At 71.1% G+C, this 22881-nt stretch carries 21 protein-coding genes; 10 read left to right on the top strand and 11 right to left on the bottom strand.

Annotated elements, in window-relative coordinates; all coding sequences use genetic code 11:
• Positions 1–42: 42 nt before the first annotated feature.
• Together E2651_RS24090 and map are read right to left on the bottom strand one after the other, a co-directional pair.
• On the bottom strand, positions 43–711 hold the full coding sequence (locus E2651_RS24090) for a biliverdin-producing heme oxygenase (protein ID WP_135333298.1): 669 nt from the start codon (positions 709–711) through the stop codon (positions 43–45).
• Positions 712–869: 158 nt separating this feature from the next.
• The gene (gene map, locus E2651_RS24085; protein WP_135333297.1) at positions 870–1727 is read right to left on the bottom strand and encodes a type I methionyl aminopeptidase; all 858 of its coding nucleotides are present in this window, start codon (positions 1725–1727) and stop codon (positions 870–872) included.
• Positions 1728–1785: 58 nt separating this feature from the next.
• Between map and E2651_RS24080 the strand changes: the two genes are divergently transcribed.
• Complete coding sequence (locus E2651_RS24080) at positions 1786–2013, top strand: hypothetical protein (RefSeq protein ID WP_135333296.1); 228 nt, start codon at positions 1786–1788, stop codon at positions 2011–2013.
• Between the two features lie 61 nt (positions 2014–2074).
• Here E2651_RS24080 and E2651_RS24075 read toward each other — a convergent pair whose 3' ends face one another.
• A complete protein-coding gene (locus E2651_RS24075) occupies positions 2075–2677 on the bottom strand; it encodes a hypothetical protein (protein WP_135333295.1) in 603 nt (200 codons plus the stop codon).
• A 79-nt stretch (positions 2678–2756) separates the two neighbouring features.
• Here E2651_RS24075 and E2651_RS24070 point away from each other — a divergent pair, with 79 nt between their 5' ends.
• From E2651_RS24070 to E2651_RS24060, 3 genes are read left to right on the top strand one after another with little or no spacing between them, the layout of a single operon-like run.
• The gene (locus tag E2651_RS24070; RefSeq protein ID WP_135333294.1) at positions 2757–3833 is read left to right on the top strand and encodes a sialidase family protein; all 1077 of its coding nucleotides are present in this window, start codon (positions 2757–2759) and stop codon (positions 3831–3833) included.
• 37 nt (positions 3834–3870) lie between these two features.
• Complete coding sequence (gene npdG, locus E2651_RS24065) at positions 3871–4575, top strand: NADPH-dependent F420 reductase (RefSeq protein WP_135333293.1); 705 nt, start codon at positions 3871–3873, stop codon at positions 4573–4575.
• Positions 4576–4588: 13 nt separating this feature from the next.
• Entirely contained in the window at positions 4589–4837 is a 249-nt protein-coding gene (locus E2651_RS24060; RefSeq protein WP_167828881.1) for a hypothetical protein, read from the top strand.
• On the opposite strand, the gene E2651_RS24055 is transcribed toward E2651_RS24060, so the two are convergent.
• Together E2651_RS24055 and E2651_RS24050 are read right to left on the bottom strand one after the other, a co-directional pair.
• On the bottom strand, positions 4834–5631 hold the full coding sequence (locus tag E2651_RS24055) for a site-2 protease family protein (protein ID WP_135333291.1): 798 nt from the start codon (positions 5629–5631) through the stop codon (positions 4834–4836). The two genes, E2651_RS24060 and E2651_RS24055, sit on opposite strands and share 4 nt — an antisense overlap.
• A 61-nt stretch (positions 5632–5692) precedes the next feature.
• A complete protein-coding gene (locus E2651_RS24050; protein ID WP_135333290.1) occupies positions 5693–6523 on the bottom strand; it encodes a zinc ribbon domain-containing protein in 831 nt (276 codons plus the stop codon).
• 39 nt (positions 6524–6562) lie between these two features.
• Between E2651_RS24050 and E2651_RS24045 the strand changes: the two genes are divergently transcribed.
• Positions 6563–10015: a BTAD domain-containing putative transcriptional regulator gene (locus E2651_RS24045; protein WP_135333289.1), complete on the top strand. Its 3453-nt coding sequence runs from the start codon at positions 6563–6565 to the stop codon at positions 10013–10015.
• Between the two features lie 12 nt (positions 10016–10027).
• On the opposite strand, the gene E2651_RS24040 is transcribed toward E2651_RS24045, so the two are convergent.
• From E2651_RS24040 to panB, 3 genes are all read right to left on the bottom strand, one after another.
• Positions 10028–10858, bottom strand: a complete 831-nt coding sequence (locus tag E2651_RS24040; RefSeq protein WP_135333288.1) for an ABC transporter permease — start codon at positions 10856–10858, stop codon at positions 10028–10030.
• Complete coding sequence (locus E2651_RS24035) at positions 10855–11877, bottom strand: ATP-binding cassette domain-containing protein (RefSeq protein WP_135333287.1); 1023 nt, start codon at positions 11875–11877, stop codon at positions 10855–10857. The genes E2651_RS24040 and E2651_RS24035 overlap by 4 nt, the downstream gene beginning before the upstream one ends.
• 175 nt (positions 11878–12052) lie before the next feature.
• Positions 12053–12940, bottom strand: coding sequence for a 3-methyl-2-oxobutanoate hydroxymethyltransferase (gene panB / locus E2651_RS24030; RefSeq protein ID WP_135333286.1), 888 nt, complete (start codon positions 12938–12940; stop codon positions 12053–12055).
• 181 nt (positions 12941–13121) lie between these two features.
• Between panB and E2651_RS24025 the strand changes: the two genes are divergently transcribed.
• The 4 genes from E2651_RS24025 (at position 13122) to E2651_RS24010 (ending at position 17906) form a co-directional block, all read left to right on the top strand.
• The gene (locus E2651_RS24025) at positions 13122–14717 is read left to right on the top strand and encodes an MFS transporter (protein WP_135333285.1); all 1596 of its coding nucleotides are present in this window, start codon (positions 13122–13124) and stop codon (positions 14715–14717) included.
• A gap of 67 nt (positions 14718–14784) precedes the next feature.
• Positions 14785–15384, top strand: coding sequence for a TetR/AcrR family transcriptional regulator (locus E2651_RS24020; protein ID WP_135333284.1), 600 nt, complete (start codon positions 14785–14787; stop codon positions 15382–15384).
• Positions 15385–15557: 173 nt separating this feature from the next.
• A complete protein-coding gene (locus tag E2651_RS24015; protein WP_135333283.1) occupies positions 15558–16583 on the top strand; it encodes an endonuclease/exonuclease/phosphatase family protein in 1026 nt (341 codons plus the stop codon).
• A gap of 102 nt (positions 16584–16685) precedes the next feature.
• On the top strand, positions 16686–17906 hold the full coding sequence (locus E2651_RS24010; RefSeq protein WP_135333282.1) for an MFS transporter: 1221 nt from the start codon (positions 16686–16688) through the stop codon (positions 17904–17906).
• A gap of 72 nt (positions 17907–17978) precedes the next feature.
• Here the strand turns inward: E2651_RS24010 and E2651_RS24005 are convergent, their stop codons facing one another.
• The 3 genes from E2651_RS24005 to E2651_RS23995 all read right to left on the bottom strand — a co-directional run bounded on the left by E2651_RS24005 (position 17979) and on the right by E2651_RS23995 (position 22123).
• The gene (locus E2651_RS24005) at positions 17979–19730 is read right to left on the bottom strand and encodes an NAD+ synthase (protein WP_135333281.1); all 1752 of its coding nucleotides are present in this window, start codon (positions 19728–19730) and stop codon (positions 17979–17981) included.
• A gap of 117 nt (positions 19731–19847) precedes the next feature.
• Positions 19848–21539 carry a multicopper oxidase family protein gene (locus E2651_RS24000; RefSeq protein ID WP_135333280.1) on the bottom strand — a complete coding sequence of 564 codons (1692 nt, stop codon included), beginning with the start codon at positions 21537–21539 and terminating at the stop codon, positions 19848–19850.
• Between the two features lie 134 nt (positions 21540–21673).
• Positions 21674–22123: a DUF6153 family protein gene (locus tag E2651_RS23995; RefSeq protein WP_135333279.1), complete on the bottom strand. Its 450-nt coding sequence runs from the start codon at positions 22121–22123 to the stop codon at positions 21674–21676.
• 70 nt (positions 22124–22193) lie between these two features.
• Between E2651_RS23995 and E2651_RS23990 the strand changes: the two genes are divergently transcribed.
• Positions 22194–22881 (top strand): DUF998 domain-containing protein (locus E2651_RS23990; protein WP_245239142.1); only part of this gene is annotated, 688 nt, incomplete at its 3' end.

Below are 22881 nucleotides of genomic sequence, written 5' to 3'. Positions count from 1 at the left end.
GTTCGGGAAGGGGCGGGGTCGGGGTCGGGGAAAGAGAAACGCCTACGCCGAGAGCGGGAACTCCTGGCCCAGTTCGCGGAACACCGCTGTATTCAAAGCGAAAGCGCGCTTGCATTCGTCCACGATCCGCTGCCGCTCCAGCTCGTCCGGGACGATTTCCCCGAGGGAGTCGAGGAGTTCCCGGTAGGCCCGCTTGAACGCGGCCGGGTTGGTGATGCTCTCGAAGACGTAGAAGCGGACGCCGTCACCCTTGCGGGCGAAACCCCAGGTCTGTTCCGCCTTGCCGCGGATGATCTGGCCGCCGGAGAGATCGCCGAGGTAGCGGGTGTAGTGGTGGGCCACGTAACCGCCGGGCCAGGTGCGCGCGCATTCGGCCACCCGTGCCGCGTACGCCGCCGTGGCGGGCAGCGGGGCCAGGCCCTCGCGCCAGTCCGCGCCCCGCAAATGTGCCAGGTCCCGCTCCAGCTCGGCCACGCGTAGCAGCTCAGGCTGGATGAACGGGCCCGCGACCGGGTCGTCCCGCAGGGCCTGCGCGGCGTCCTCCAGCGCCCGGTACACGAACCACAGCTGCTCCGTGTAGCGCGCGTACGCGTCGACGCCGAGCCTGCCGCCGAGCAGATCGCCCATGAACGTCGAGGTCTCCGCCTCCGTGTGCTGCTCGTGCGAGGCGGTGCGGATCACCGTGGAGAAGGGCGTGGACGGCGTATCCATGAGGGACCTCCGAAGCCGAGGGAACGCGGGAACCAGTGCGACCGCTACCGATCATTCAGGTTAGGCTTACCTAAGTCAACTGGTTCCCGACGTCCTGTCGGTAAAAACGCTACCCGCTCAGAGGTAAGGGAAGCGTTCAGGGAGGGATCAGGGAGGGATCAGGGGAGCGTGAGGATCTCCGTCCCGCTCTCCGTCACCACCAGCGTGTGCTCGAACTGCGCGGTCCGCTTGCGGTCCTTCGTCACGACGGTCCAGCCGTCGTCCCACATGTCGTACTCGTGCGTGCCGAGGGTCAGCATCGGCTCGATCGTGAACGTCATGCCGGGCTGGATCACGGTCGTCGCGTGCGGGCTGTCGTAGTGCGGGACGATCAGGCCGGAGTGGAAGGACGTGTTGATGCCGTGGCCGGTGAAGTCGCGGACGACGCCGTAGCCGAAGCGCTTGGCGTACGACTCGATGACGCGGCCGATGATGTTGATCTGGCGGCCGGGCTTGACCGCCTTGATGGCGCGGTCGAGGGCCTCGCGGGTCCGCTCCACCAGCAGCGTGGACTCCTCGTCGACGTCGCCGACCAGGTACGTGGCGTTGTTGTCGCCGTGCACGCCGCCGATGTAGGCCGTCACGTCGAGGTTGATGATGTCGCCGTCCTTGAGGACGGTGGAGTCCGGGATGCCGTGGCAGATGACCTCGTTGACCGAGGTGCACAGCGACTTCTGGAAGCCGCGGTAGCCGAGCGTGGAGGGGTAGGCGCCGTGGTCGCACATGTACGCGTGCGCGACGCGGTCCAGCTCGTCGGTGGTGACACCGGGGGCGATGTGCTTGGCGGCCTCGGCCATCGCGCGCGCGGCGATACGGCCCGCGGTGCGCATCAGCTCGATGGTCTCGGGGGTCTGCACCTCGGGCCCCGTGTACGGGGTGGGCGCGGGTTTCCCCACGTACTCCGGGCGCCTGATGTTTCCCGGAACGGGGCGGATGGGGGAGAGCTCCCCTGGGACGAGCAGTGACTGGCCAGACATGCCAGCGAGTCTAACCAGGCGGTGTGGGGCAGCATGGCGGGAGAGAGAGGAGCAGACCATGGCCCTGTTCAAGAAGCGGACCGTCGGCAAACCGGGTGAGTGGTACTACTGCCTGGAGCATCGGCGGGTAGAGGAGGGCCCCGACTGCCCGGGCAAGGACCGCTTCGGTCCTTACGAGTCCCGGGAGGAGGCGGAGCGGGCGATGCAGACGGCCGCCGAGCGGAACCTGGAGTGGGAGACGGACCCGAAGTGGCATGACACCCCCTCCCGCGAGGGCGAGGAATAGCCACCTCGGCAGAGGCAGAGGCAGAGGCAGAGGCAGAGGCAGAGGCAGAGGCAGAGGCCCCTCACCACCTCGCCGGCGGCGGAGCCGTCAGTTGGTCGGCGAGGCGGGAGAGGCGGTCGCGCAGTCGGCGGCGGCCCTGTGCCGCCGGCAGGGAGTTCTCGCCGGATGCCGCGCTCACCAGGTGCTGGACCGTGTCGAGGTCAAGGTCGGGGGAGTCCGGGACAGCGAGCGCCTCGTGCGCCATGGAGTGCAGCTCGCGGTCCCCGGAGTCGAGCGCGAGGACCGTCGCCCCCGCCGCCCGCGCGTCGTGCACACGCTCGAGGAGCTCCGCCCCCGGCGCGTCCGGCGCCACCACGAGCAGCGTCTCGCCGCGCCGCGCCGCCTCGATCCGCCCGAGCCCGGTCGAGAGGTGGGCGGGGTCGCCCGCCCGCACCCGGTGCCGTACGAGCGTGGGCGTCAGCTCGGGCGTCCCGGACCACGCCGCCTCGTCCACGAGATGCGCGGCAAGATGCCAGGGCTCGTACTCCTCCGTGCCCACCAGAAGCAGCCCGCCGCCGTGCGGCACCACGGAGGACCGCAGCGTCCTGGCGAAGCGGCGCGTGGCGCTCGGCCACTCGGTTCCGGCGAGCACTTCGCGCAGCAGCGCGACCCTTACTGCGTCCATGAGGCCGCATCCTGCCCCAACAAGCCACTCGTCAGGTGGAGTTCACCGGGAATTCGCCCCGGGTGGGGAGTGACCCGGGATGGCTGATGAGACAACTGTTCCCTTCCGTGCGGGACGTGAGGGCTACGCGAGCTTCCGGATCCCCGCCGTCGTGCGCACGAACTCCGGCACTCTCCTCGCCTTCTGCGAAGGGAGGGTCGGCTCGCAGGAGGACTTCGGCAACATCGACGTCGTCATGAAGCGGTCCACCGACGGCGGCCGCACCTGGGGCCCGCTCCAGGTCGTCGCCAAGAACGGCGCCGACCTCGCGGGCAACCCCGCCCCCGTCGTCCTGGCCACCGGGCGCGTCCTGCTCGTCCACGTCCGCAACGCCGCCGCGGCGACCGAGGACGCCATCCGGCGCGGCAAGGTCTCCGCGGCGAACGGACGGCGGATCTGGGTGCAGCACAGCAACGACGACGGTCTCACCTGGTCGGCCGCCCGGGAGATCACCGGGCAGGTGAAGAAGGCGAGTTGGCGGTGGTACGCGACCACCCCCGGGCACGCCGTACAGACCAGTACGGGCCGCGTCGTCGTCCCCGCCAACCACTCCCTGCCGCCCTCCGGTACGGACAACGGCACCGAGGGAAAGTACAACGGCGGCCACTGCCTGCTCAGCGACGACCTCGGCCAGAACTGGCGCATCGGCTACATCGACGACAACACCGACGGCTATGTGAACGTGAACGAGACCACCGCGGCCGAACTCCCCGACGGGCGGCTCTACTTCAACACCCGCAACGACTCGCCGTCCCCCGGCACCCGCGCCGACGCCCACTCCCGCGACGGCGGCCAGAGTCTCGTCAAGCCCTTCCGGCCGCAGGCCGGTCTCGTCGGCCCCGTCGTCGAATGCAGCGTCCTTCAGCTGCGTACGCCCGACGTGCTGCTGTTCTCCGGACCCGCCGACCCCGGCTTCCGCGCCCTGATGACGGTGCGCGGAAGCCGCGACGGCGGCACCACGTGGCAGGACGCCCACACCGTGGACGGGCTGCCCGCCGCGTACTCCGATCTCGTACGCGTCGACGGGGAAACCGTGGCACTCCTCTACGAGACGGGGGACTTCAGCGCGTACGAGACGATCACCTTCCGGCGGATACCGGTGGGGGCGCTGACCTGACGGAGGCCGCGAACGGGCGGTGAGTAAGGTCGGCCGTATGACCTCTAACGACAGTGTGCAGAAGGCTCCCGCCAAGGATCCGTGGGAGCTGCCCGATGTCTCCGGGCTCGTCGTCGGCGTGCTCGGCGGCACCGGCGACCAGGGCCGCGGCCTCGCCTACCGCCTGGCCCGCGCCGGCCAGAAGGTGATCATCGGCTCCCGCGCGGCCGAGCGCGCGCAGACCGCCGCCGACGAGCTGGGCCTCGGCGTCGAGGGCGCCGAGAACGCGGAGTGCGCGCGGCGCAGCGACATCGTGATCGTCGCCGTGCCGTGGGACGGGCATGGGAAGACCCTCGAAGCACTGCGCGACGAACTGGCGGGCAAGCTCGTCGTCGACTGCGTGAACCCGCTGGGCTTCGACAAGAAGGGCGCCTACGCCCTGAAGCCCGAGGAGGGCAGCGCCGCCGAGCAGGCCGCCGCCCTGCTGCCGGGCTCCCGCGTCACGGCGGCCTTCCACCACCTGTCGGCCGTCCTGCTCCAGGACGCGGCCGTCGAGGAGATCGACACCGATGTGATGGTGCTCGGCGAGGCCCGCGCCGACACCGACATCGTCCAGGCGCTCGCCGCCCGCATCCCCGGCATGCGGGGCGTCTTCGCGGGCCGACTGCGGGGCGCGCACCAGGTCGAGTCCCTGGTCGCCAACCTGATCTCCGTGAACCGGCGGTACAAGGCGCACGCGGGGCTGCGGGTCACCGACGTCTAGGACGCCGACGGGCATGGGGGACACTGGGGGGCGTACGTCACGACGCACCCCGACACCCGATCAGGAGCCGACCCCCATGCCCCGCCTCGCTCTCTACGCCCTCACGGTCTGCGCCCTCGCCGTCGTCGCGGCGGTGGTCTCCTTCGTCCAGGGCCACTGGTTCGGCATTCTCTGGGTGCTGATCGCCGGGCTCTCGTCGAACATGGCGTGGTACTACCTGCGGCGCGCGAAGATCGAGCGGAACGCCGCGGCCAAGGGCTAGCTGACGATGGCCGGGATGTCCGGCGTCCCGTCCCAGAAGCGGTACAGCTCATAGCCCCAGTACGTGTCCCATTCGCTGACGCCGAGCCCGCGCAGGATCGCGTCGATCGCGTCGAAGAAGGCCTCGTTGACCTCGGGGATCCACAGGATGCCGAAGACGGCGATCAGGCCGAACGGCGCGAACGGCTCCACCTGGCGGCGGATCTTGTGCGAGAGCCACGGCTCGATGACGCCGTAGCCGTCCAGGCCCGGAATGGGCAGCGAGTTCAGGATCGCGGCCGTGACCTGGAGCAGGGCGAGGAAGCCGAGCGCGTACCGGAAGGTGTCCGGGACGCCGGAGAGCGCGTCCAGCCAGAAGGGCGCCGTGCAGACCACGGCGAAGGCCACGTTCGTCAGCGGACCGGCGGCCGAGATCAGACTGTGCTTCCACTTCCCCCTGATCCGGCCCCGCTCGATGAAGACCGCGCCGCCGGGCAGGCCGATGCCACCCATGATCACGAAGAGCACCGGCAGCACGATGCTGAGCAGGGCGTGGGTGTAGGCGAGCGGATTGAGCGTCAAGTACCCTTTCGCGCCAACTGTTATGTCACCGCTGTGCAATGCGGCGCGGGCGTGGGCGTACTCGTGAAGGCAGAGCGAGACGATCCACGCCGCAGTGACGAACAGGAAGACGGCGATGCCCGGGGACGAGGCGAAGCCGGTCCACACCGCCCACCCTGTGGTGGCCATGATCGCCACGATCCCGAGGAAGACCGGGCTGACGCGACGGCCTGCGGTGGCGGTTCGAGAGTTCATGGGCCGAGAGTAGTGGCGTCCCGCGGGGGCAGGTCGAGAGGGAGGCCCTGCCGCGGCCGGTCTATGGACGTGCGAGGCGTTGCTGTGCGTCGCCAGGGGCTCGAAGTGTGAGTCCGCTGCTGCCGCGGGGGTGGCAGTCGACGCTGATGCCTGCTCGCAGGAGATCGTCTGCCACGGCTGTGACACCCGCGCTTTGCCATCGCTCAGCGAACGACAGCCCCGTCTCCAGGTAGTCCCAGTGGTCCGTATCTGTGCCCGTCACATACTCGCGGCGTGTGACGGGGAGGTGGCCGAATTCTGCGACGATCAACCGCATGATCGGCTCGACGATCTCTGCCTCCGGTGTGAATACGTACCCTTTGCACGCAGGTGAGCCCGTGCGCGACAGGCAGCGGATCCTGCTCGTGGACCGCTCAGAACCGTCCTTGCGTTTCTTCTTCGTGGTGTGCAGCTGAAGGTTCTTTCCGCAGCCGCCACACTTGATCACGCCGAGGAGTGGGGTTCTGGGCGAATCAGGCTTCCTGGTGGAGACAGAGACGGCGGCGAGAGCACCCTGCAGTCTTTCCCGGACTTCCTCGGCCAGCACAGGTTCGGCCATGCGGATCCGTTGTCCGTTCTCGTCTTGGACGAGAACCTTGCTCTGGTATTTCTTCCCGGCCACGGGCTCGTTGCGGGTCTTGAATCCGAGAAGGCCCGGCGAGGAGAGGATCTTCTTCAACGTGGCGGGGTGCCAGACGAAATCCCGCTCGGCCTTCCGCTTGTTGTAGGAGTCGGCGGGGGAAGGTACGCCACGGCTTTCAAAGTCCCGGCAGACAGCGTTGATCGCTTCCCCGGCGATGACCCGGCGCGCGGCTTCCTGCACGACCGCCGCTCTGTCCGGGTTGATCTCCAAGTACCGACCCCCGTCCTTCGCGTAGGGTCACCAGAGACAATGGACCCCGTGCGCTACCGAATCCTCGGCACCACCCAGGCATTCCACACCGACGGGACACAGGCCCCCATCGGCGGGCCGAGGCTGCGCGCCCTCCTCACCGTCCTCGCCCTGAAAGCCCCCCGCACCGTCCCCGTGTCCGCCCTCGTCGACGAGGTGTGGGACGGCGACCCACCCGCGGACGCGACCGCCGCGCTGCAAGCGCTGATCGGCCGCCTCCGCCGAGCCATCGGCGCCGACGCGATCACCTCGTCCGACGGCGGCTACCGCCTCGCCGCAGCCCCGGACGACATCGACCTGTACCGCTTCGAGCGCCTCGCGGGCGAAGGCAGCCGCGCCCTGGCGGACGGCGACGCCGAGAAGGCGGCGACGGTCCTGGACGACGCGCTGGCGCTCTGGCAGGGCGGCCTGCCCCTCGCCGACCTGCCCGACCGCACCGCGCGGGCGTCCCGCTGGGAGTCACGCCGCCTCGATGCCCGCCGCGCCCGGCTGACGGCGGAGCTCGCCCTCGGCCGGGCCGAGCAGGCGCTGCCCGAGCTGACCGCCCTGTGCGAGAGCCACCCCCTGGACGAGCCGCTGCAGGCCCTGCGGCTGCGGGCGCTGCGCGACGCGGGCCGCCCGGCCCAGGCGCTCGCCGCCTACGACGGCGTACGCCGCATCGTCGCGGACCGCATCGGCGCCGACCCCGGCCCCGAACTCCGCGCCCTCCACGCGGAGTTGCTGCACCACACGGCACCGGGGAACGAACCGGTCCGGCCGACGGAACCTGCCCGGCCGACGGAACCTGCCCGGCCGACGGAACCTGCCCGGCCGACGGAACCTGCCCGGCCGACGGAACCTGCCCGGCCGACGGAACCGCCCCGGACGACCGAACCGCCCGCGAGCCGCCCCCGCACCCCCGGCAACCTCCGCGCCCGGCTCACCTCCTTCGTCGGCAGGGAGGCCGACATCGAGGCCATCCGGGGCGACCTGGAGCGGGCCCGCCTCGTCACCCTGCTCGGACCCGGCGGCGCGGGGAAGACCCGCCTTTCGCAGGAGGCCGCGGAGTCCGTCGCCGACGCGGCGCCGGACGGCGTATGGCTGGCCGAGCTGGCCCCGGTGGAGGATCCCGACGCCGTGCCCGAGGCCGTCCTCACCGCGCTCGGCGCCCGCGAGACGGTGCTGCGCGGCGCCGGCGCCGAGGAGATGCGGGCGGTGTCGGACCGGCACGGCGACGACCCCGTCGTACGCCTCACCGAGCACTGCGCGCCCCGCCGCATGCTCCTGGTCCTCGACAACTGCGAGCACGTCATCGACGCCGCAGCCCACCTCGCGGAACAGCTCCTCGCGCACTGCCCCGGCCTCACGGTCCTCGCCACGAGCCGTGAACCCCTGGGCGTACCGGGGGAGTTGCTGCGCCCCGTGGAACCCCTTCCGGAGCCCAACGCGCTGCGGCTGCTCGCGGACCGCGGCGGGTCGGCGCGACCAGGGTTCCGGATCGAGGACGACCGGGCCGCGGCCGCCGAGATCTGCCGGCGGCTCGACGGTCTGCCGCTGGCCATCGAGCTGGCCGCCGCCCGGCTGCGGATGCTCACCCCGCGGCAGATCGCCGACCGCCTCGACGACCGCTTCCGCCTCCTGAACAACGGCGCACGCACGGTGCTGCCCCGCCAGCAGACGCTGCGCGCGGTCGTCGACTGGTCCTGGGACCTGCTCGACGAACCGGAGCGGAACGTCCTGCGTCGCCTCTCCGTCTTCGCGGGCGGCTGCGACCTGGCGGCGGCGGAGGCGGTGTGCGGGGCGGCCCCGGACGCCGGGGAAGCGCCGGTCCCTCCGTACGACATCGCCGACGTGCTCGGCTCCCTCGTCGACAAGTCGCTCGTCGTCGCCGCCCCCGCGCCGCGCGGCGGCATGCGCTACCGGCTCCTGGAGACCGTCGGCGAGTACGCGGCGGAGCGCCTGGAAGAGGCCGGGGACCGGGCGGCCGCCGAGCGGGCGCACCTCGTGTACTTCCGGGAGTTCGCCCGCGTCACCGAACCCCTGCTGCGCGGCAGCGGGCAGCGGGCGGCCGTCGACAGTCTCGAGTACGAGTACGAGAATCTGCGCACCGCCCTGCGGCACGCCGTCGCCGCACGGGACGAGCAGGAGGCGCTCTGTCTGGTCCTCTCGCTCTCCTGGTTCTGGACGATCCGCGATCTGCGCATCGAGATCCGCAACTGGTCGCGCGATGTCGTCGCCCTCGGGCCCGATCCCTTCCGGCGCCCGGTCACGCCCGTGGAACCGCTCTACGAACGCTGCACGGACGCCCCGCTCCCCATGCGCCCCGAGGTGCTCCAAGAGGCGCGGCGCGGGGTCCATCTCATCCAGCTCTCCTGCATGGACATGAACATGGAGGCCTGGCGGACCCCCGAGGCCCTGGAGAAACTGGCGGGCATCAGGGAGGCCTACCGGCCGGGCCTGCCGCAGACCTGCTGGTCGCCGGGGAGCCTGTGGTTCTTCGCGGTGCTGTTCGGCGGTGACGTGTCCCAACTGCACGCCATCAGTGAGGCGACCATCGCCACCTGCCGGGAGCGCGGTTACGAGTGGGAGCTCGCCTCGGCGCTGCAGCAGCGCGCCAACATCCTCGCCAACCGCACGGACTGGGCCGGCGACGCGGGCAGTGACGCCGACGAGTCCCTTGAGATCTTCACCCGGCTCGGCGATGTGTGGGGCATGGCCGAGGCGCTCTCCTCGCGCGGCGAGGCGCACGAGCGGCGGGGCGCCTTCGACCGCGCCGCCGAGGACTTCAGCGCCGCCATCGAGTACGCGGAGCAGCTCGGCGCGCCCGCCCAGGCGACCGTGCTCACGGCCCGCCTCGGCGCGGTCCTCGTCGAGGCGGGCCAGCCGGAACGGGGCGAGGCACTGCTGTGGGGGGTGACGGACCGCGACGCCAAGGGCGGCCACTCCGAGTCCATGCCCATCGCCCGCTTCTTCCTCGTCGACCTGCTCGGCCGCACCGGCCGCACCACCGAGGCCCGCGAACAACTCCGGCTGCTGCGCGAGGAGTTCAAGGTCGCCGACTTCGCGGTCTTCGACAGCTTCATGCTCGGCGCCGAGGCCTGGCTCGACACGCAGGACGGCCGGTACGCCAAGGGCCTGGCCACGGCGCTCGTCGCCGTGGAGAAGTCCATCGACCCGCTGACCAAGATGATCGCGCCGCATGTGACGTCCCTTCACCTCACCATCGCGGCCCGCGCCCTGGCCGGGATCGACGGCGGCCGGCACGCCCACGACGCCGCCCGGCTGATCGGCGCGGCCAAGCGGGACCTGCCGCCCGGCCACTTCCCGGCCGCTCTGGAGCGCGATGTCACGGCCGCCGCCGTCGAGGCGGCGCGCACCGCACTCGGCGACGCCGTGTACGAGGCCGCGTACGCGGAAGGCGGCGGCCTCTCCCCCGAGGAGGCCGCCGCCCTCTGCGACACGTACATCGACTGAGGCGCGGGGCGCTCAGCTCTTCGTACGGAACTTGTGGATCGCGATCGGCGCCATCACCAGCGTGAGCGCCACCGACCAGCCGACCGTCACCCAGACATCGTGCGCGGCCGGGCCGCCCACCATCAGGCCGCGCGCGGAGTCCGCGAGCGTGGACAGCGGGTTGTAGTCGGTGAAGGCCTCCAGCCAGCCCGGCATGGACTGCGTCGGCGCGAAGATCGACGAGCCGAACTGCAGCGGCATCAGGACCAGGAAGCCCATCGCCTGCACGGACTGCGCGCTCTTCATGGTGACGCCGAGCACCAGGAAGATCCACATGATGGACGAGCCGAAGAGCGCGGTCAGGCCCACGGCGGCGAACAGGCCGCCCCAGTTGGTGATGTCGAAGCCGACCAGGACACCGACGATCATCATGATCGTCGTCGCGACGAGCATCCGCATCAGCTCCACCACGATCTTGGCGAAGAGGACCGAGCCCTGGCCGATCGGCAGGGTCCGGAAGCGGTCCATGATGCCGTTCTGGAAGTCCTGGTTGAAGCCCGTGCCGACGGCCATGGCGATGTTCATGGACATCATCGCCATCATGCCCGGCACCACGTACTGCACATACGCGTCCTGACCGCCGCCGAGCGACTGCCCGATGGAGCCGCCGAAGACGTACACGAACAGCAGCGTGAAGACGATCGGCATGAGCACCGCGTCGAACATCGACTCCGGATCGGCGCGGATCCACTGCAGATTGCGGCGGACCAGGGCGCCCGTGTGGCGCACGTGGTCGCGCAGGCCTATACGGCCGTCGGCCTGGCCGCCCCCGGGGAGGGGGGCCGTGGCGGTGGTGGCGCTCATACGGCGACCTCCTCGAGTTCGGCGGGACGGACGTCCTGCGGGGCACTGGCCTTCTGGCCGGTGATGGAGAGGAACACCTCGTCCAGGCTGGGCAGTTCGGTGGCGATCGAGCCGATCGTGATGCCGCGCGCGGTGACCGCGCCGACCACCGCGGTCAGCTGCTCGTCGCTGAGGATCGGCACCAGGACCGTGCCGGTCTCGGTGTCCACGGTCGAGGTGGCGAGGCCGGTCAGGCCCAGGTCGTCGAGCGCGTTGGCCAGCGGGCGCAGCTCCAGCGGGTCGGCCGGGCGGACCCGCAGGGTGCGGCCGCCGACCTTCGCCTTCAGCTCGTCGATGCGGCCGTTGGCGATGACCTTGCCGCGGTCGATGACCGTCAGCTCGGACGCCAGCTGCTCGGCCTCCTCCATGTACTGCGTGGTGAGCAGCACGGTGACACCGTCGCCGACCATGCGCTTGACCTCGGCCCACACCTCGTTGCGGGTGCGGGGGTCGAGGCCGGTCGTCGGCTCGTCCAGGTAGAGGACGGCCGGGCTGCCGATCATCGAGGCGGCGAGGTCGAGGCGGCGGCGCATGCCGCCGGAGTACGTCTTGGCCTGGCGGCCGGCGGCCTCGGTCAGGGAGAACCGCTCGAGCAGGCCGTCGGCCCTGGACCTGGCCTCCTTGCGGGACAGGTCGAGCAGCCGCCCGATCATGTACAGGTTCTCGCGTCCCGAGAGCTTCTCGTCCACCGATGCGTACTGGCCGGTGAGGCCTATCACGCGGCGGAGCTGTCGGGGCTGCTTCACCACGTCGTACCCGGCGACGTGGGCCATGCCGGAGTCAGGGGTGATCAGGGTGGACAGGCAGCGTACGAGGGTGGTCTTGCCGGCGCCGTTGGGTCCGAGCACGCCGACGACGGTTCCTTCGCGTACGTCGAGGTCCACGCCGTCCAGTGCTTTGGTCTCGCCGTAGTGCTTGACCAGTCCCCGCACGGTGATGGCGCTCGCTGCGCCGCCGGGGTTCTTGTCGATTCGCGTCATGCCCCCAAAGCTGCCAGACGCCACCGACAACCCACCGACAAGCCGCCGACAAGCCGCCGACAAGCCGCCGACAGGCACCGACGGCGCACAAAGCAGCAGCCCGTCGACGGGGGAAGATCGACGGGCTGCCGGTGGTGCCGCTATGGCTCAGGTGCCGGGCACAGGGTGCCGGGCGTCAGTGGACGGAGTGCTCCGCCGCGGGGAACGCCCCGCCCACCACGTCCTCCGCGAACGCCTTGGCCGCGCCGGTCATGACGCCCCGCAGATCCGCGTACTGCTTCACGAAGCGCGGCATCTTGCCGCCGGTGAGGCCCAGCATGTCCGTCCAGACCAGGACCTGCGCGTCGCACTCGGCGCCCGCCCCGATCCCGACGGTCGGGATGTGCAGGGAGCGGGTGACCTCGGCCGCCAGCTCCGCGGGGACCAGCTCCAGGACGACCGCGAACGCGCCCGCGTCCTGCGCGGCCTTCGCGTCGCTCAGGAGACGGTGCGCCGCCTCGTCGCCGCGGCCCTGCACGCGGTAGCCCATGGTGTTCACGGACTGCGGGGTGAGGCCGAGGTGGGACATGACGGGGATGCCCGAGGAGACGAGCAGCTCGGTCTGGGGGAGCGAGCGTTCGCCGCCCTCCAGCTTCACGGCGCCGACCCCGGCCTCCTTGACCAGACGGGTGGCCGAACGCAGGGCCTGGACCGGGCCTTCCTGGTACGACCCGAAGGGCAGGTCGCCGACGATCAGGGCACGTGACGTGCCCCGTACGACCGCGGCGGACAGCATGGTCATCTCGTCGAGGGTGACGGGCACGGTCGTCTCGTACCCGAGGTGACAGTTGCCCGCCGAGTCGCCGACCAGCATCACGGGGATGCCGGCTTCGTCGAAGACGGACGCGGTCATCGCGTCGTACGCGGTGAGCATGGGCCACTTCTCGCCGCGCTCCTTGGCGGCGGTGATGTCCCGGACGGTGATGCGGCGGGTGCTCTTGCCTCCGTACAGCGCCTTGTTGCTGCTGTCGGAGGTCTGGGCAGCGCCCTGGACCGGCTTCTGGGCAGCCGAAAGTTGCGTCATCGCAACGGCTCCTTCTGTTATCTCGAGGCGCCCTCACGGCGTCCCCGGATCACCTCCATGGTGGCATCGCGTGCCGCCCGACGGCTAGTGCACTCCCAGGTGATCCGGCCCATCCGGGTGGCGGGTAAATTCTTTCCAATACGAGACGGTCTCGTATCGAAATAGTTCTAGAGTGAGAACCATGACTTCTCCCGCCGTCACCACCCCACGCATACCGGAGGCCGTGCACCGGCGCCGCTGGGCGATCCTCGGCGTCCTGATGCTGAGCCTGCTGATCGTGGTGCTCGACAACTCGATCCTGAACGTCGCCATCAAGACGATCTCGACCCCGGCCCCCACCGGCCTCGGCGCCACCCAGGGCGACCTGGAATGGGCCATCAACGCCTACACCCTGGTCTTCGCGGGCCTGCTCTTCACCGCGGGACTGCTCGGCGACCGCATCGGCCGCAAGAAGGTCCTCGTCGCGGGACTCGCCGTCTTCGGCATCGGCTCCGCGCTCGCCGCCGAGTCCGGCTCACCCGTCCAACTCATCCTGTTCCGCGCGGTGATGGGCCTCGGCGCCGCCTTCGTGATGCCCGCCACGCTCGCCGTCCTGATGAACGTCTTCGAGCGCGACGAGCAGCCCAAGGCCATCGGCATCTGGGCGGGCGGAGTCGGCCTCGCCATCGCGATCGGCCCCATCACCGGCGGCGTGCTCCTCGACCACTTCTGGTGGGGCTCGGTCTTCCTGGTCAACGTGCCGATCGTGATCCTCGCGATCGGGCTGATGATCTGGCTCGTGCCCGACTCCCGCGACCCGAAGCCGGGCCGTATCGACCTGGTCGGCGTGGGCCTGTCCATCGTCGGCCTCGTGCTGCTCGTCTACGGCATCATCAAGGGCGGCCAGCTCGCCGACTTCACCGACCCGGCGGTCCTCGGCACCATCGTCGCGGGCATCGCCGTACTCGTCGGCTTCGTGCTCCACGAGAAGCGCAGCGACCACCCGTCCATCGACATCTCGTACTTCAAGAACCGCGTCTTCTCGGCGGCGATCAGTTCCCTCGCGCTCGTCTTCTTCGCGCTGATGGGCGTCACGTTCTTCGCGGTCTTCTACACGCAGAGCGTGCGCGGCTACTCACCGCTGCAGACCGGCCTGTTGATGCTGCCGCTCGCCGCCGCCCAGCTCATCTTCGCGCCGCGCGCCCGCCTCGTCGTCGACCGCTTCGGCGTCCGCGCCGTGTGCACGGGCGGGCTGCTGCTCCTGGCCGCGACGCTCGCCGCCTTCACGGTTCTCGAGGCCGATACGCCGATCTGGATCCTGGAGGTCATCTTCTTCCTGATGGGCACCGGGATGGCGCACATCATGACGCCCGCCAGCGTCGTCATCATGCAGGCGCTGCCCCGCGAGAAGGCCGGTTCCGCCTCCGCCCTGAGCAACACCTTCCGGCAGGTCGGCGGCGCCCTGGGCATCGCCGTCCTCGGCTCGGTGCTCTCCGCCGCCTACCGCAGCGGCGTCGAGGACAAGCTCACCCTGCTGCCCGCCGACGTACGCCACACCGCGGGCGAGTCCATCGAGGCCACGCTCGGCGTCGCCGCCGAGCTCGGCCCGCGCGGCGAACCGCTGGTGGCCGCGGCCCACGACTCCTTCCTGCACGCCATGCACATCACCGCGCTCTGCGGCGCGGGCGTCGCCCTGGCCGGCGTCGTGGTCGTCGCCCTGTTCCTGCCGGGCCGCGCACCGCAGGAGCCGGAGGCGGCGGAGCACAAGGAGGCGGATCCGGTGGGCGCGGGGCATTGACCGGGGCTCCAGGCCGGGAAGGGAGAATCGGCCCGGCAGATCGCCGGAATCGAGAGACGGAGCAGTCGTGGCCCACATCGCCAGAGGTGTCCGGGGGCGTCCCCGCAGCGAGGCCGTGGAGCGGGCCATCATCGAGGGCGTACTGAAGCTGATCGAGGAGGGCGTGCCGCTCGCCGAGCTCTCCATCGAGCGGATCGCGCGCACCGCCGGAGTCGGCAAGGCCACCATCTACCGGCGCTGGAGCGGCAAGGAGGAACTCTTCGTCGACATCCTGCGCTCGGTGGACGACCCGCCTCCCGAGCTGGCCGGGAAATCCATGCGCGGCGATCTCATCACCCTCCTCGACCACCTGCGCAGGCGCGGCGTGAACATGCGCGCCTCGGCGCTGCTGCACAACGTGTTCGCGCAGATGAAGAGCCTGCCGAAGCTGTGGGACGCCTACCACGTCACCGTCATCGAGCCGCAGCGCCGCGTCGTGCTCGGCGTGCTGCGGCGCGGCGTCGAGAACGGCGAACTGCGCGCCGACATCGACGTCGAGCTGGCCAACGATCTGTTCGTCGGACCCATGCTCGTACGCACCGTTCTGCGCTCCGACGCGCCGCTCGACGAGGACCTCGCCGAGCGGATGGTGGACACCGTTCTCGAGGGGCTGCGGCCCACGGGGTGAATGTGCGCGTTTCGTCACAGCGGCCCGTTGTGCGGGGGGATGTGGAACCTGCCGTGCCGCGCCGCTCGTCCTCGTCCCGTACGGCCGTCACGGACGGCGGGGAGGACACCCGATCATCGCCTAGGGTTTCAGGGGCGAGGACGGTTGCACGGCAGAGTTGAGGCGACGAGCGTATGGCGCAGGCGTATGTGACGGAGACCGGCAGCGGCGGCTCGGGCCCCGGCCGCCAGGGGTCCCGGCTCCGGCGCCTTGCCGACGGGTGGCGCGGCGACCGGGGCATCTGGCGGCGCGGGCTCGTCACCGCGGGGGGCGCGGTGCTGCTCGCCCTGGTGATGCTCTTCCACGCGCAGATCCCGAACGGCATCGGCAGCCTCGGCAGCCTCATCGAGACGTTCCTGCCCTGGCTCGGCGTCCTGATCCCCGTGCTGCTCGTCATCGCCGTCGTCCGCAAGTCGGCGACCGCGCTGATCGCCCTGCTGCTGCCCGCGGTGATCTGGGCGAGCTCCTTCGGAGGTCTGATCACCGGCAAGTCCATCGGGACCGGCGGCGACCTCACCGTCGCCACGCACAACGTGAACGCGGAGAACGCGGACCCGGCCGGCACCGCCCGTGACGTCGCCGCGTCCGGCGCCGACGTCGTCGCCCTCGAGGAGCTCACGGCGGCCGCCGTCCCGACGTACGAGAAGGCCCTGGCCGGCACCTACAAGTACCACTCGGTGCAGGGCACGGTCGGCCTGTGGAGCAAGTACCCGCTGAACGGCACCAAGCCCGTCGACATCAAGCTCGGCTGGACCCGTGCGATGCGGACGACGGTCGCCGGCCCCAAGGGTGAGGTCGCCGTGTACGTCGCCCATCTGCCGTCGGTGCGGGTCAAGCTGGACGCGGGCTTCACCGCCAACCAGCGCGACGCCAGCGCGGACGCGCTCGGCGAGGCGATCGCGGACGAGCAGGTCTCCAAGGTCGTACTGCTCGGCGACCTGAACGGCACGATGAACGACCGCGCCCTGAACGCGGTCACCTCCCAGATGCGCTCCACGCAGGGCGCGGCGGGCGACGGCTTCGGGTTCAGCTGGCCCGCGTCGTTCCCGATGGCGCGGATCGACCAGATCATGGTCAAGGGCGTCGAGCCGGTGTCGTCGTGGACGCTGCCGGAGACGGGCAGCGATCATCTGCCGATCGCGGCGCGGGTAGCGCTCTGACACCCTCGCTCAACCTCACGGAATACTGGGCCTGAGCGGCTTTGTTCCGTACGTAAACTTACGGAACGACACTCCCTCCTGCGCTCCCCCGGAAGGTTCTTCATGCCCCTGGCCCTGCTCGCCCTCGCCGTGGGCGCCTTCGGCATCGGTACGACCGAGTTCGTGATGATGGGCCTGCTGCCCAATGTCGCGGACGACCTGGACATATCGATCCCCACCGCCGGGCACCTGGTCTCGGCGTACGCCCTCGGTGTCGTCATCGGCGCCCCGCTGCTCGCCGCGGTCACCGCGCGGATGCCGCGCCGCCGGGTCCTGATCGGCCTCATGATCCTCTTCGTGGCGGGCAACGCGCTGTCGGCCGCCGCCCCCGACTACCACTGGCTGATGGCCGCGCGCTTCCTGAGCGGACTTCCGCACGGCGCGTTCTTCGGCGTCGGCGCGGTCGTCGCCACCGGGCTCGTCGCCCCCGAGCGCAAGGCCCGCTCGGTGTCCCTGATGTTCCTCGGCCTGACCGTCGCCAACATCGTGGGCGTGCCGGTGGCCACGGCGATGGGGCAGCAGCTGGGCTGGCGCGCGACGTTCCTCGCGGTCAGCGCGATCGGCCTCGCGGCGATAGCGGCGCTCGCCCTGCTCGTCCCCGCCGACCACGGCCACGGTGAGCGCGGCGGCCTTCGCGGGGAGCTGCGGGCGCTCGGCAGCGTTCCGGTGTGGCTGGCGCTCGGTACGACCGTCGCGGGCTTCGGGGCGCTGTTCTCCGCATACAGCTATGTGACGCCCATGCTCACGGACGCGGCGGGCTACGCCGAATCCAGCGTTACGTTGCTGCTCGCGCTGTTCGGTGTCGGCGCCACCGCGGGCAATCTGCTGGGCGGGCGCCTCGCTGACCACTCGCTGCGGGGGACGCTGTTCGGCGGCCTGGCGTCACTGGTGGTCGTGCTGGCGCTGTTCCCGCTGCTGATGAGCGCCGCGTGGAGTGCGGCGCTTGCGGTGATGCTGCTCGGCATGGCGGCGTTCACGACGGGTTCGCCGCTGCAGCTGATGGTCATGGAGAAGGCGTCGGCGGCCCCGTCCCTGGCGTCCTCCGCCAACCAGGCGGCGTTCAACCTCGCCAATGCCGGCGGCGCCTGGATCGGTGGCCTGGCCCTGGCCGCGGGCTTCGGCGTGACGTCCCCCGCGGTGACGGGCGCGGCGCTGGCTGTGCTGGGTCTGGGGGTGGCCGGGGTGGCATACCTGGTGGATCTGCGGCGAGGCGCTGTGTCTGGTGGCGGTCGCTTGGTGGCGGCACACTCGGTGCCTGACCGTGAGACGTCCCACGCCGGGTAATCGGGTGGATGGGTGGGTGGGAACGATCCGCCGCGAAGCGGCGGTACAGGGCAGTCCCCACCCACCCCCGGGTCAGACCGACTCCCGCCAGCGATTCGTGATCGGGAGGCGGCGGTCCTTGCCGAAGCCCTTGGCGGAGATCTTCGTGCCCGGCGGGTACTGGCGGCGCTTGTACTCGGCGGTGTCGACCATCCGCAGGGTCTTCACCACCAGCTCCCGCTCGTGCCCGGCGGCGACGATCGCGTCCGCGCCCTGGTCGCGGTCGACGTACATCTCCAGGATCGCGTCCAGGACGGGGTAGTCCGGGAGCGAGTCCGTGTCCACCTGGTCCGGCCGCAGTTCCGCACTCGGCGGCTTGGTGACGGAGTTCTCCGGGATCGGCGGGGTCTGGCCCCGCTCGAGTGCCGCGCGGTTGCGCCACTCGGCGAGCCGGAAGATCAGGGTCTTGTAGACGTCCTTGATCGGCCCGTACGCCCCGACCGAGTCGCCGTACAGCGTCGAATAGCCCACCGCCAGCTCGGACTTGTTGCCGGGGGCGAGGACGATGTGGCCCTCCTGGTTGGAGATCGCCATCAGCATCGTGCCGCGAAGGCGCGACTGCAGGTTCTCCTCGGCGAGCCCGGTCAGACCGAGCGACCCCATGTACGCGTCGAACATCGGCGCGATCGGCACGGTCCGGAAGTTCAGCCCCGTACGCCGGGCCAGCTCCTCCGCGTCGCCGATGGAGTGGTCCGAGGAGTAGCGGGACGGCATGGCCACGCCGTACACGTTCTGCGCGCCGAGCGCGTCGCAGGCGATCGCTGCGACGAGCGCGGAGTCGATGCCGCCGGAGAGCCCGATCAGGACGGTGCTGAAGCCGTTCTTCGCGGCATACGCCCGCAGGCCCACGACCAGCGCCGAGTACACCTCCTCGTCGTCGTCGAGCCGCTCGGCGTACCCGCCGGTGAGCTCCGGCTCGAACGGGGAGACGGGCTCCGCCGAGACCGTGACGTGCTCGATGCGCAGGCCGTCGTCCACGACGCCCGACGGCACGGCGCCGGCCGCGGGCAGGTCCAGGTCGAGGACGACGCAGCCCTCGGCGAACTGCGGCGCCCGCGCGATGACTTCGCCGTCCCGGTCCACGACGATCGAGTCGCCGTCGAAGACCAGCTCGTCCTGGCCGCCGATCATGGCGAGGTAGGCGGTGGTGCAGCCCGCCTCCTGGGCTCGCTTGCGGACGAGTTCGAGCCGCTGGTCGTCCTTGTTCCGCTCGTACGGCGAGGCGTTGACCGAGAGGAGCAGGCCCGCGCCCGCCGTACGCGTCGCCGGGACGCGGCCGCCGTCCTGCCAGAGGTCCTCGCAGATGGCGAGCGCCACGTCGACGCCCCGCACCCGCACGATCGGCAGGGTCTCGCCCGGCACGAAGTAGCGGAACTCGTCGAAGACCCCGTAGTTGGGGAGGTGGTGCTTGGAGAAGGTGAGCACGGCCTCGCCGCGGTGCAGCACCGCGGCGGCGTTGCGCGGGGCGCCCGCCGGCTGGCCGTACTTCGGCTTGGCCTCCTCGGTGCGGTCGAGATAGCCGACGACGACCGGCAGCTCTCCGAAGCCCTCGTCGGCAAGGCGCGCGGCGAGCGCGCGCAGCGCGTCCCGCGAGGCCTGTACGAAGGACGGCCGCAGCGCGAGGTCCTCGACGGGGTAGCCGGTCAGCGCCATCTCGGGGAACGCGACAAGGTGCGCTCCCTGCTCGGCGGAGTGCCGGGTCCAATGGACGATCGCCTCGGCGTTCCCGGCGAGATCGCCGACCGTCGAGTCGATCTGATTCAGGGCGAGGCGTAGTTGAGGCACGGAGCCCAGTGTAATCGTCAAAGCGACGCGATGCCCCCTCGGCCGGGTGTGGGGCGCCCCACGTCGGCGGCCCGGCGGGCCCGGCATCTCCCTCGGGGTGCCGGGCCCGCCGAGGTGTCAGCGGCGGTAGCCGAGGACCGTCATCATTCCGGCCTCCGAGTGGTACACGTTGTGGCAGTGGATCATCCACAGGCCCGGGTTGTCGGCCTCGAAGTCCACCGTCAGCGTGCCGTTCGGCAGGATGACCGCGGTGTCCTTGCGGGGGCCGCCCGCCACGTTCGCCAGGGCGAAGGTGTGGCCGTGCAGATGGACCGGGTGCCACATCGACGTGGAGTTGGCGAAGACGAGACGGACGCGCTCGCCCGCCCGGACGGGGTGGCGCTCGTCGGGGTCGTACGGCTTCTTGTCGAACGCCCAGTCGTACTTGGCCATCCCGCCCGTCAGCCGGATCCTGATCGTGCGGTCCGGCTTGCGGGACGGCAGGGCGACCGACTCCGCGGCCCGCAGCTTGTCCGCCGTCAGGAGGCGGCCCTTGAGCTCCTTGGGGCGGACCGAGGGCGAGGGCGTCGCGCCGCCGCCCGTGCGCAGGACCGCCAGCGCCGCGGCCTTCTTGCCCTCGGCCGCCGCGGTCAGCGGGAACACGCCGTCCCCCGCGGTGACGAGCACGTCATAGCGCTCGCCCATGCCGAGCAGCAGCGCGTCCGTCTTCGCGTGCTCCACGGGGAAGCCGTCCGTGTGCGTCACCGTCATCTCGTGGCCGCCGAGCGCCACCCGGAAGGCCGTGTCGCCGCCCGCGTTGATGATGCGCAGGCGGATGCGGTCGCCGGGGCGGGCCCTGAAGGACGAAGGGGCGTCCGGCGTACGGCCGTTGATCAGGTAGTGGGGGTAGGCCACGTCGCCCGCGTCGCCGCCGAGCAGGTCGCTCTTGGCGCCCATCATCACGCGGGAGGGACCGGAGGGACCGGAGGGCTTGGGGGATTTGTCCGTACGCATCGAGATGTTGGACGTGTTGGACATCTTCGACATGTCGTGGCCGCCGTGGTCCATGCCGCCCGTGTCACCCCCTTCCTTCCGCTCCTCGCCGTCCCCGCCCATGTCATGGCCGCCCATGCCCTTGCTGAGCTCCGCGAGGACGGCGTCCGGCGTCGATCCTTCGACCCCGTCGACCCAGTCGTCGAGGACGACGACCCACTCCTTGTCGTACTTCAACGGCTCCTTGGGGTCCTCCACGATCAGTGGTGCGTACAGACCGCGGTCCTGCTGGGTGCCCGAGTGGGGGTGGAACCAGTACGTCCCCGGGTGCGGCACCGCGAAGCGGTAGGTGAACTCCGCGCCGGGCTTGATCGCCTGCTGGGTGAGGCCGGGGACGCCGTCCATGTCGTTGCGCAGGGCCAGGCCGTGCCAGTGCAGGGACGTGGGCTCGGGGAGGTGGTTGGCGAGCGTGAGGGCGAGCGTGTCGCCCGCGGTGACGCGGACTTCCTTGCCGGGCAGCCGGTCGCCGTACGCCCAGGTCCTGACCGAGCGGCCGCCGAGGTCGAGCTTGGCCTTCATGGCCATCAGCTTCACCTCGCGGACCGTGCCGCCGGAGCCTCGCTTCTTCTCCGCGGCGGCGACTTCCTTGCCGGACGGGTCGACATAACCCTCGGGCGCGGAACCGCCGCCCTCGCCGCCGCCGTGCCCGCCGTGGCCCGAGCCGGAACCGGAACAGGCCGTCAGGATTCCCGAACCGGCGACGGCGGTCGCGGCGCCGAGCAGGGCACGGCGCGAAGGGATGCGCGGGGCTTGAGCGCGCAGGGGTCGATTGCGCATGGCTGAGTAACACCTCGTCTTGGTGGTGCGTGCAGATGGGCGCATCTGCTGCTTCTGATACACCGCTCGAGGCCCGGAGGTTCCCATCGGACATCCCCCGGTCGCGGGCAGCGCGAAGCAGCCGGTGCGCCGGCCTAAATGCGCAGCACCGAAAGACGGGCGAGGAGGATGCGGGGCGGTGGAGGACGGGGCCGCAGCCCGTCGAGCGGCCGGGCGAGCGCCCGCGCGGGGACGCCGAAGCCGCCGGGCCGGAGCAGGCCCGCCCTCAGGAGCAGGAGGAGGGTGAACGCGCCGAGCACCGCGAGGCACACGGACAGCGGATCCATCCCGTGGAGCCCGGCGGGGGAGGACGCGGTGACGGTGTCATCGGCGGTGCGGGCAACCGGCTCCGTGCCCATGTCATGGGCACGGGCCAGGCCCTGAGCGGTGGCCGTGCCCCGCATCTCACGCTGGACGGAGGCCTGTTCGGCCCCGCTCCCGTGCCCCGTCGGATGACCCAGCGTATGCATCGTCACGATGCCGAGGAGGAGCGCGGCGAGCAGCAGCAGCTGTCCGCCCTTCGCCGGTCTCCTCGTGGTCGCCATGGGCGGAACCCTACCCCCGGCGGGTATCGCGCGACATGCGGGCCCCCGGGACTCCACTGATCATGGGCCCATGATGATTACGGGCAAGCCGCTGCGGCCCCGGTCGGCGGAGCCCGGCACCGAAAGACCCAGGAGTGCCGCTCCCGTCGCGCTCCCGCTGGCACTCGGCGCGCTCGCCTACAGCGCGTGGCTGCTCGAGATCCCCCTCGACACGGGGCTCTCGCCGGTCAGTTCGTACGTGAGTGAACTCGCCGCCCGGGACCAGCCCTACGGGACGCTGCTGCGCACGACCGACCTGGTCGCCGGGGTGCTGATCCTCGCCGCGGCGGTCTGTGCGCCGCGGCGGCTGCCGCTCGGGCGGCTCACCGCCCTCGGGTGGGCGGGGCTCGCCCTTTTCGGCGCGGCCACCGCCGTCGACTCACGGCTGCCGCTGAGCTGTACGCCGACCGCCGACGCGGCGTGCGCGGCCAGGGAGGGGGCGGGGCGCGTGCCCTGGCCGCACGCCGCGCACGTGGGCAGCAGCGGGGTCGCCGTGGCGGGGGCGCTGGCGGGGATGGTGCTCCTGACGATCGCCTCCCGCCGGTACGGGGTCCTGCCGTTCCTGGCGGGCCCTCTCGGCCTCGTCCTGGTCCTTCTCGAACTTGGCGCCACCACTTGGACGTTGGCCGCCGTCGCCGCCTTCGACGCGGGGCACGGGACGTGGGCGCTCGGACTCGGGCAGCGGCTTCAGGTGCTGTTGATCGCGGTGTGGCTGGGGC

Origin of the sequence: Streptomyces sp. MZ04 (assembly GCF_004684775.1) — a bacterium.
Classification (GTDB): domain Bacteria; phylum Actinomycetota; class Actinomycetes; order Streptomycetales; family Streptomycetaceae; genus Streptomyces.
The sequence above is the reverse complement of the archived record's forward strand: the minus strand, read 5'-3'. Positions and strand labels throughout refer to the sequence as shown.

Bases quoted from the DNA above. Each gene is read 5' to 3' on its own strand.
- E2651_RS24040 (WP_135333288.1), bottom strand. From the start codon at position 10,858: ATGAGCGCCACCACCGCCACGGCCCCCCTCCCCGGGGGCGGCCAGGCC.
- E2651_RS24090 (WP_135333298.1), bottom strand. From the start codon at position 711: ATGGATACGCCGTCCACGCCCTTCTCCACGGTGATCCGCACCGCCTCG.
- E2651_RS24075 (WP_135333295.1), bottom strand. From the start codon at position 2,677: ATGGACGCAGTAAGGGTCGCGCTGCTGCGCGAAGTGCTCGCCGGAACC.
- E2651_RS24060 (WP_167828881.1), top strand. From the start codon at position 4,589: ATGGGGGACACTGGGGGGCGTACGTCACGACGCACCCCGACACCCGAT.
- E2651_RS24010 (WP_135333282.1), top strand. From the start codon at position 16,686: ATGCCCCTGGCCCTGCTCGCCCTCGCCGTGGGCGCCTTCGGCATCGGT.
- E2651_RS23995 (WP_135333279.1), bottom strand. From the start codon at position 22,123: ATGGCGACCACGAGGAGACCGGCGAAGGGCGGACAGCTGCTGCTGCTC.
- E2651_RS24070 (WP_135333294.1), top strand. From the start codon at position 2,757: ATGGCTGATGAGACAACTGTTCCCTTCCGTGCGGGACGTGAGGGCTAC.
- E2651_RS24015 (WP_135333283.1), top strand. From the start codon at position 15,558: ATGGCGCAGGCGTATGTGACGGAGACCGGCAGCGGCGGCTCGGGCCCC.
- E2651_RS24035 (WP_135333287.1), bottom strand. From the start codon at position 11,877: ATGACGCGAATCGACAAGAACCCCGGCGGCGCAGCGAGCGCCATCACC.
- E2651_RS24055 (WP_135333291.1), bottom strand. From the start codon at position 5,631: ATGAACTCTCGAACCGCCACCGCAGGCCGTCGCGTCAGCCCGGTCTTC.
- map (WP_135333297.1), bottom strand. From the start codon at position 1,727: ATGTCTGGCCAGTCACTGCTCGTCCCAGGGGAGCTCTCCCCCATCCGC.
- npdG (WP_135333293.1), top strand. From the start codon at position 3,871: ATGACCTCTAACGACAGTGTGCAGAAGGCTCCCGCCAAGGATCCGTGG.
- E2651_RS24045 (WP_135333289.1), top strand. From the start codon at position 6,563: ATGGACCCCGTGCGCTACCGAATCCTCGGCACCACCCAGGCATTCCAC.
- panB (WP_135333286.1), bottom strand. From the start codon at position 12,940: ATGACGCAACTTTCGGCTGCCCAGAAGCCGGTCCAGGGCGCTGCCCAG.
- E2651_RS24080 (WP_135333296.1), top strand. From the start codon at position 1,786: ATGGCCCTGTTCAAGAAGCGGACCGTCGGCAAACCGGGTGAGTGGTAC.
- E2651_RS24025 (WP_135333285.1), top strand. From the start codon at position 13,122: ATGACTTCTCCCGCCGTCACCACCCCACGCATACCGGAGGCCGTGCAC.
- E2651_RS24000 (WP_135333280.1), bottom strand. From the start codon at position 21,539: ATGCGCAATCGACCCCTGCGCGCTCAAGCCCCGCGCATCCCTTCGCGC.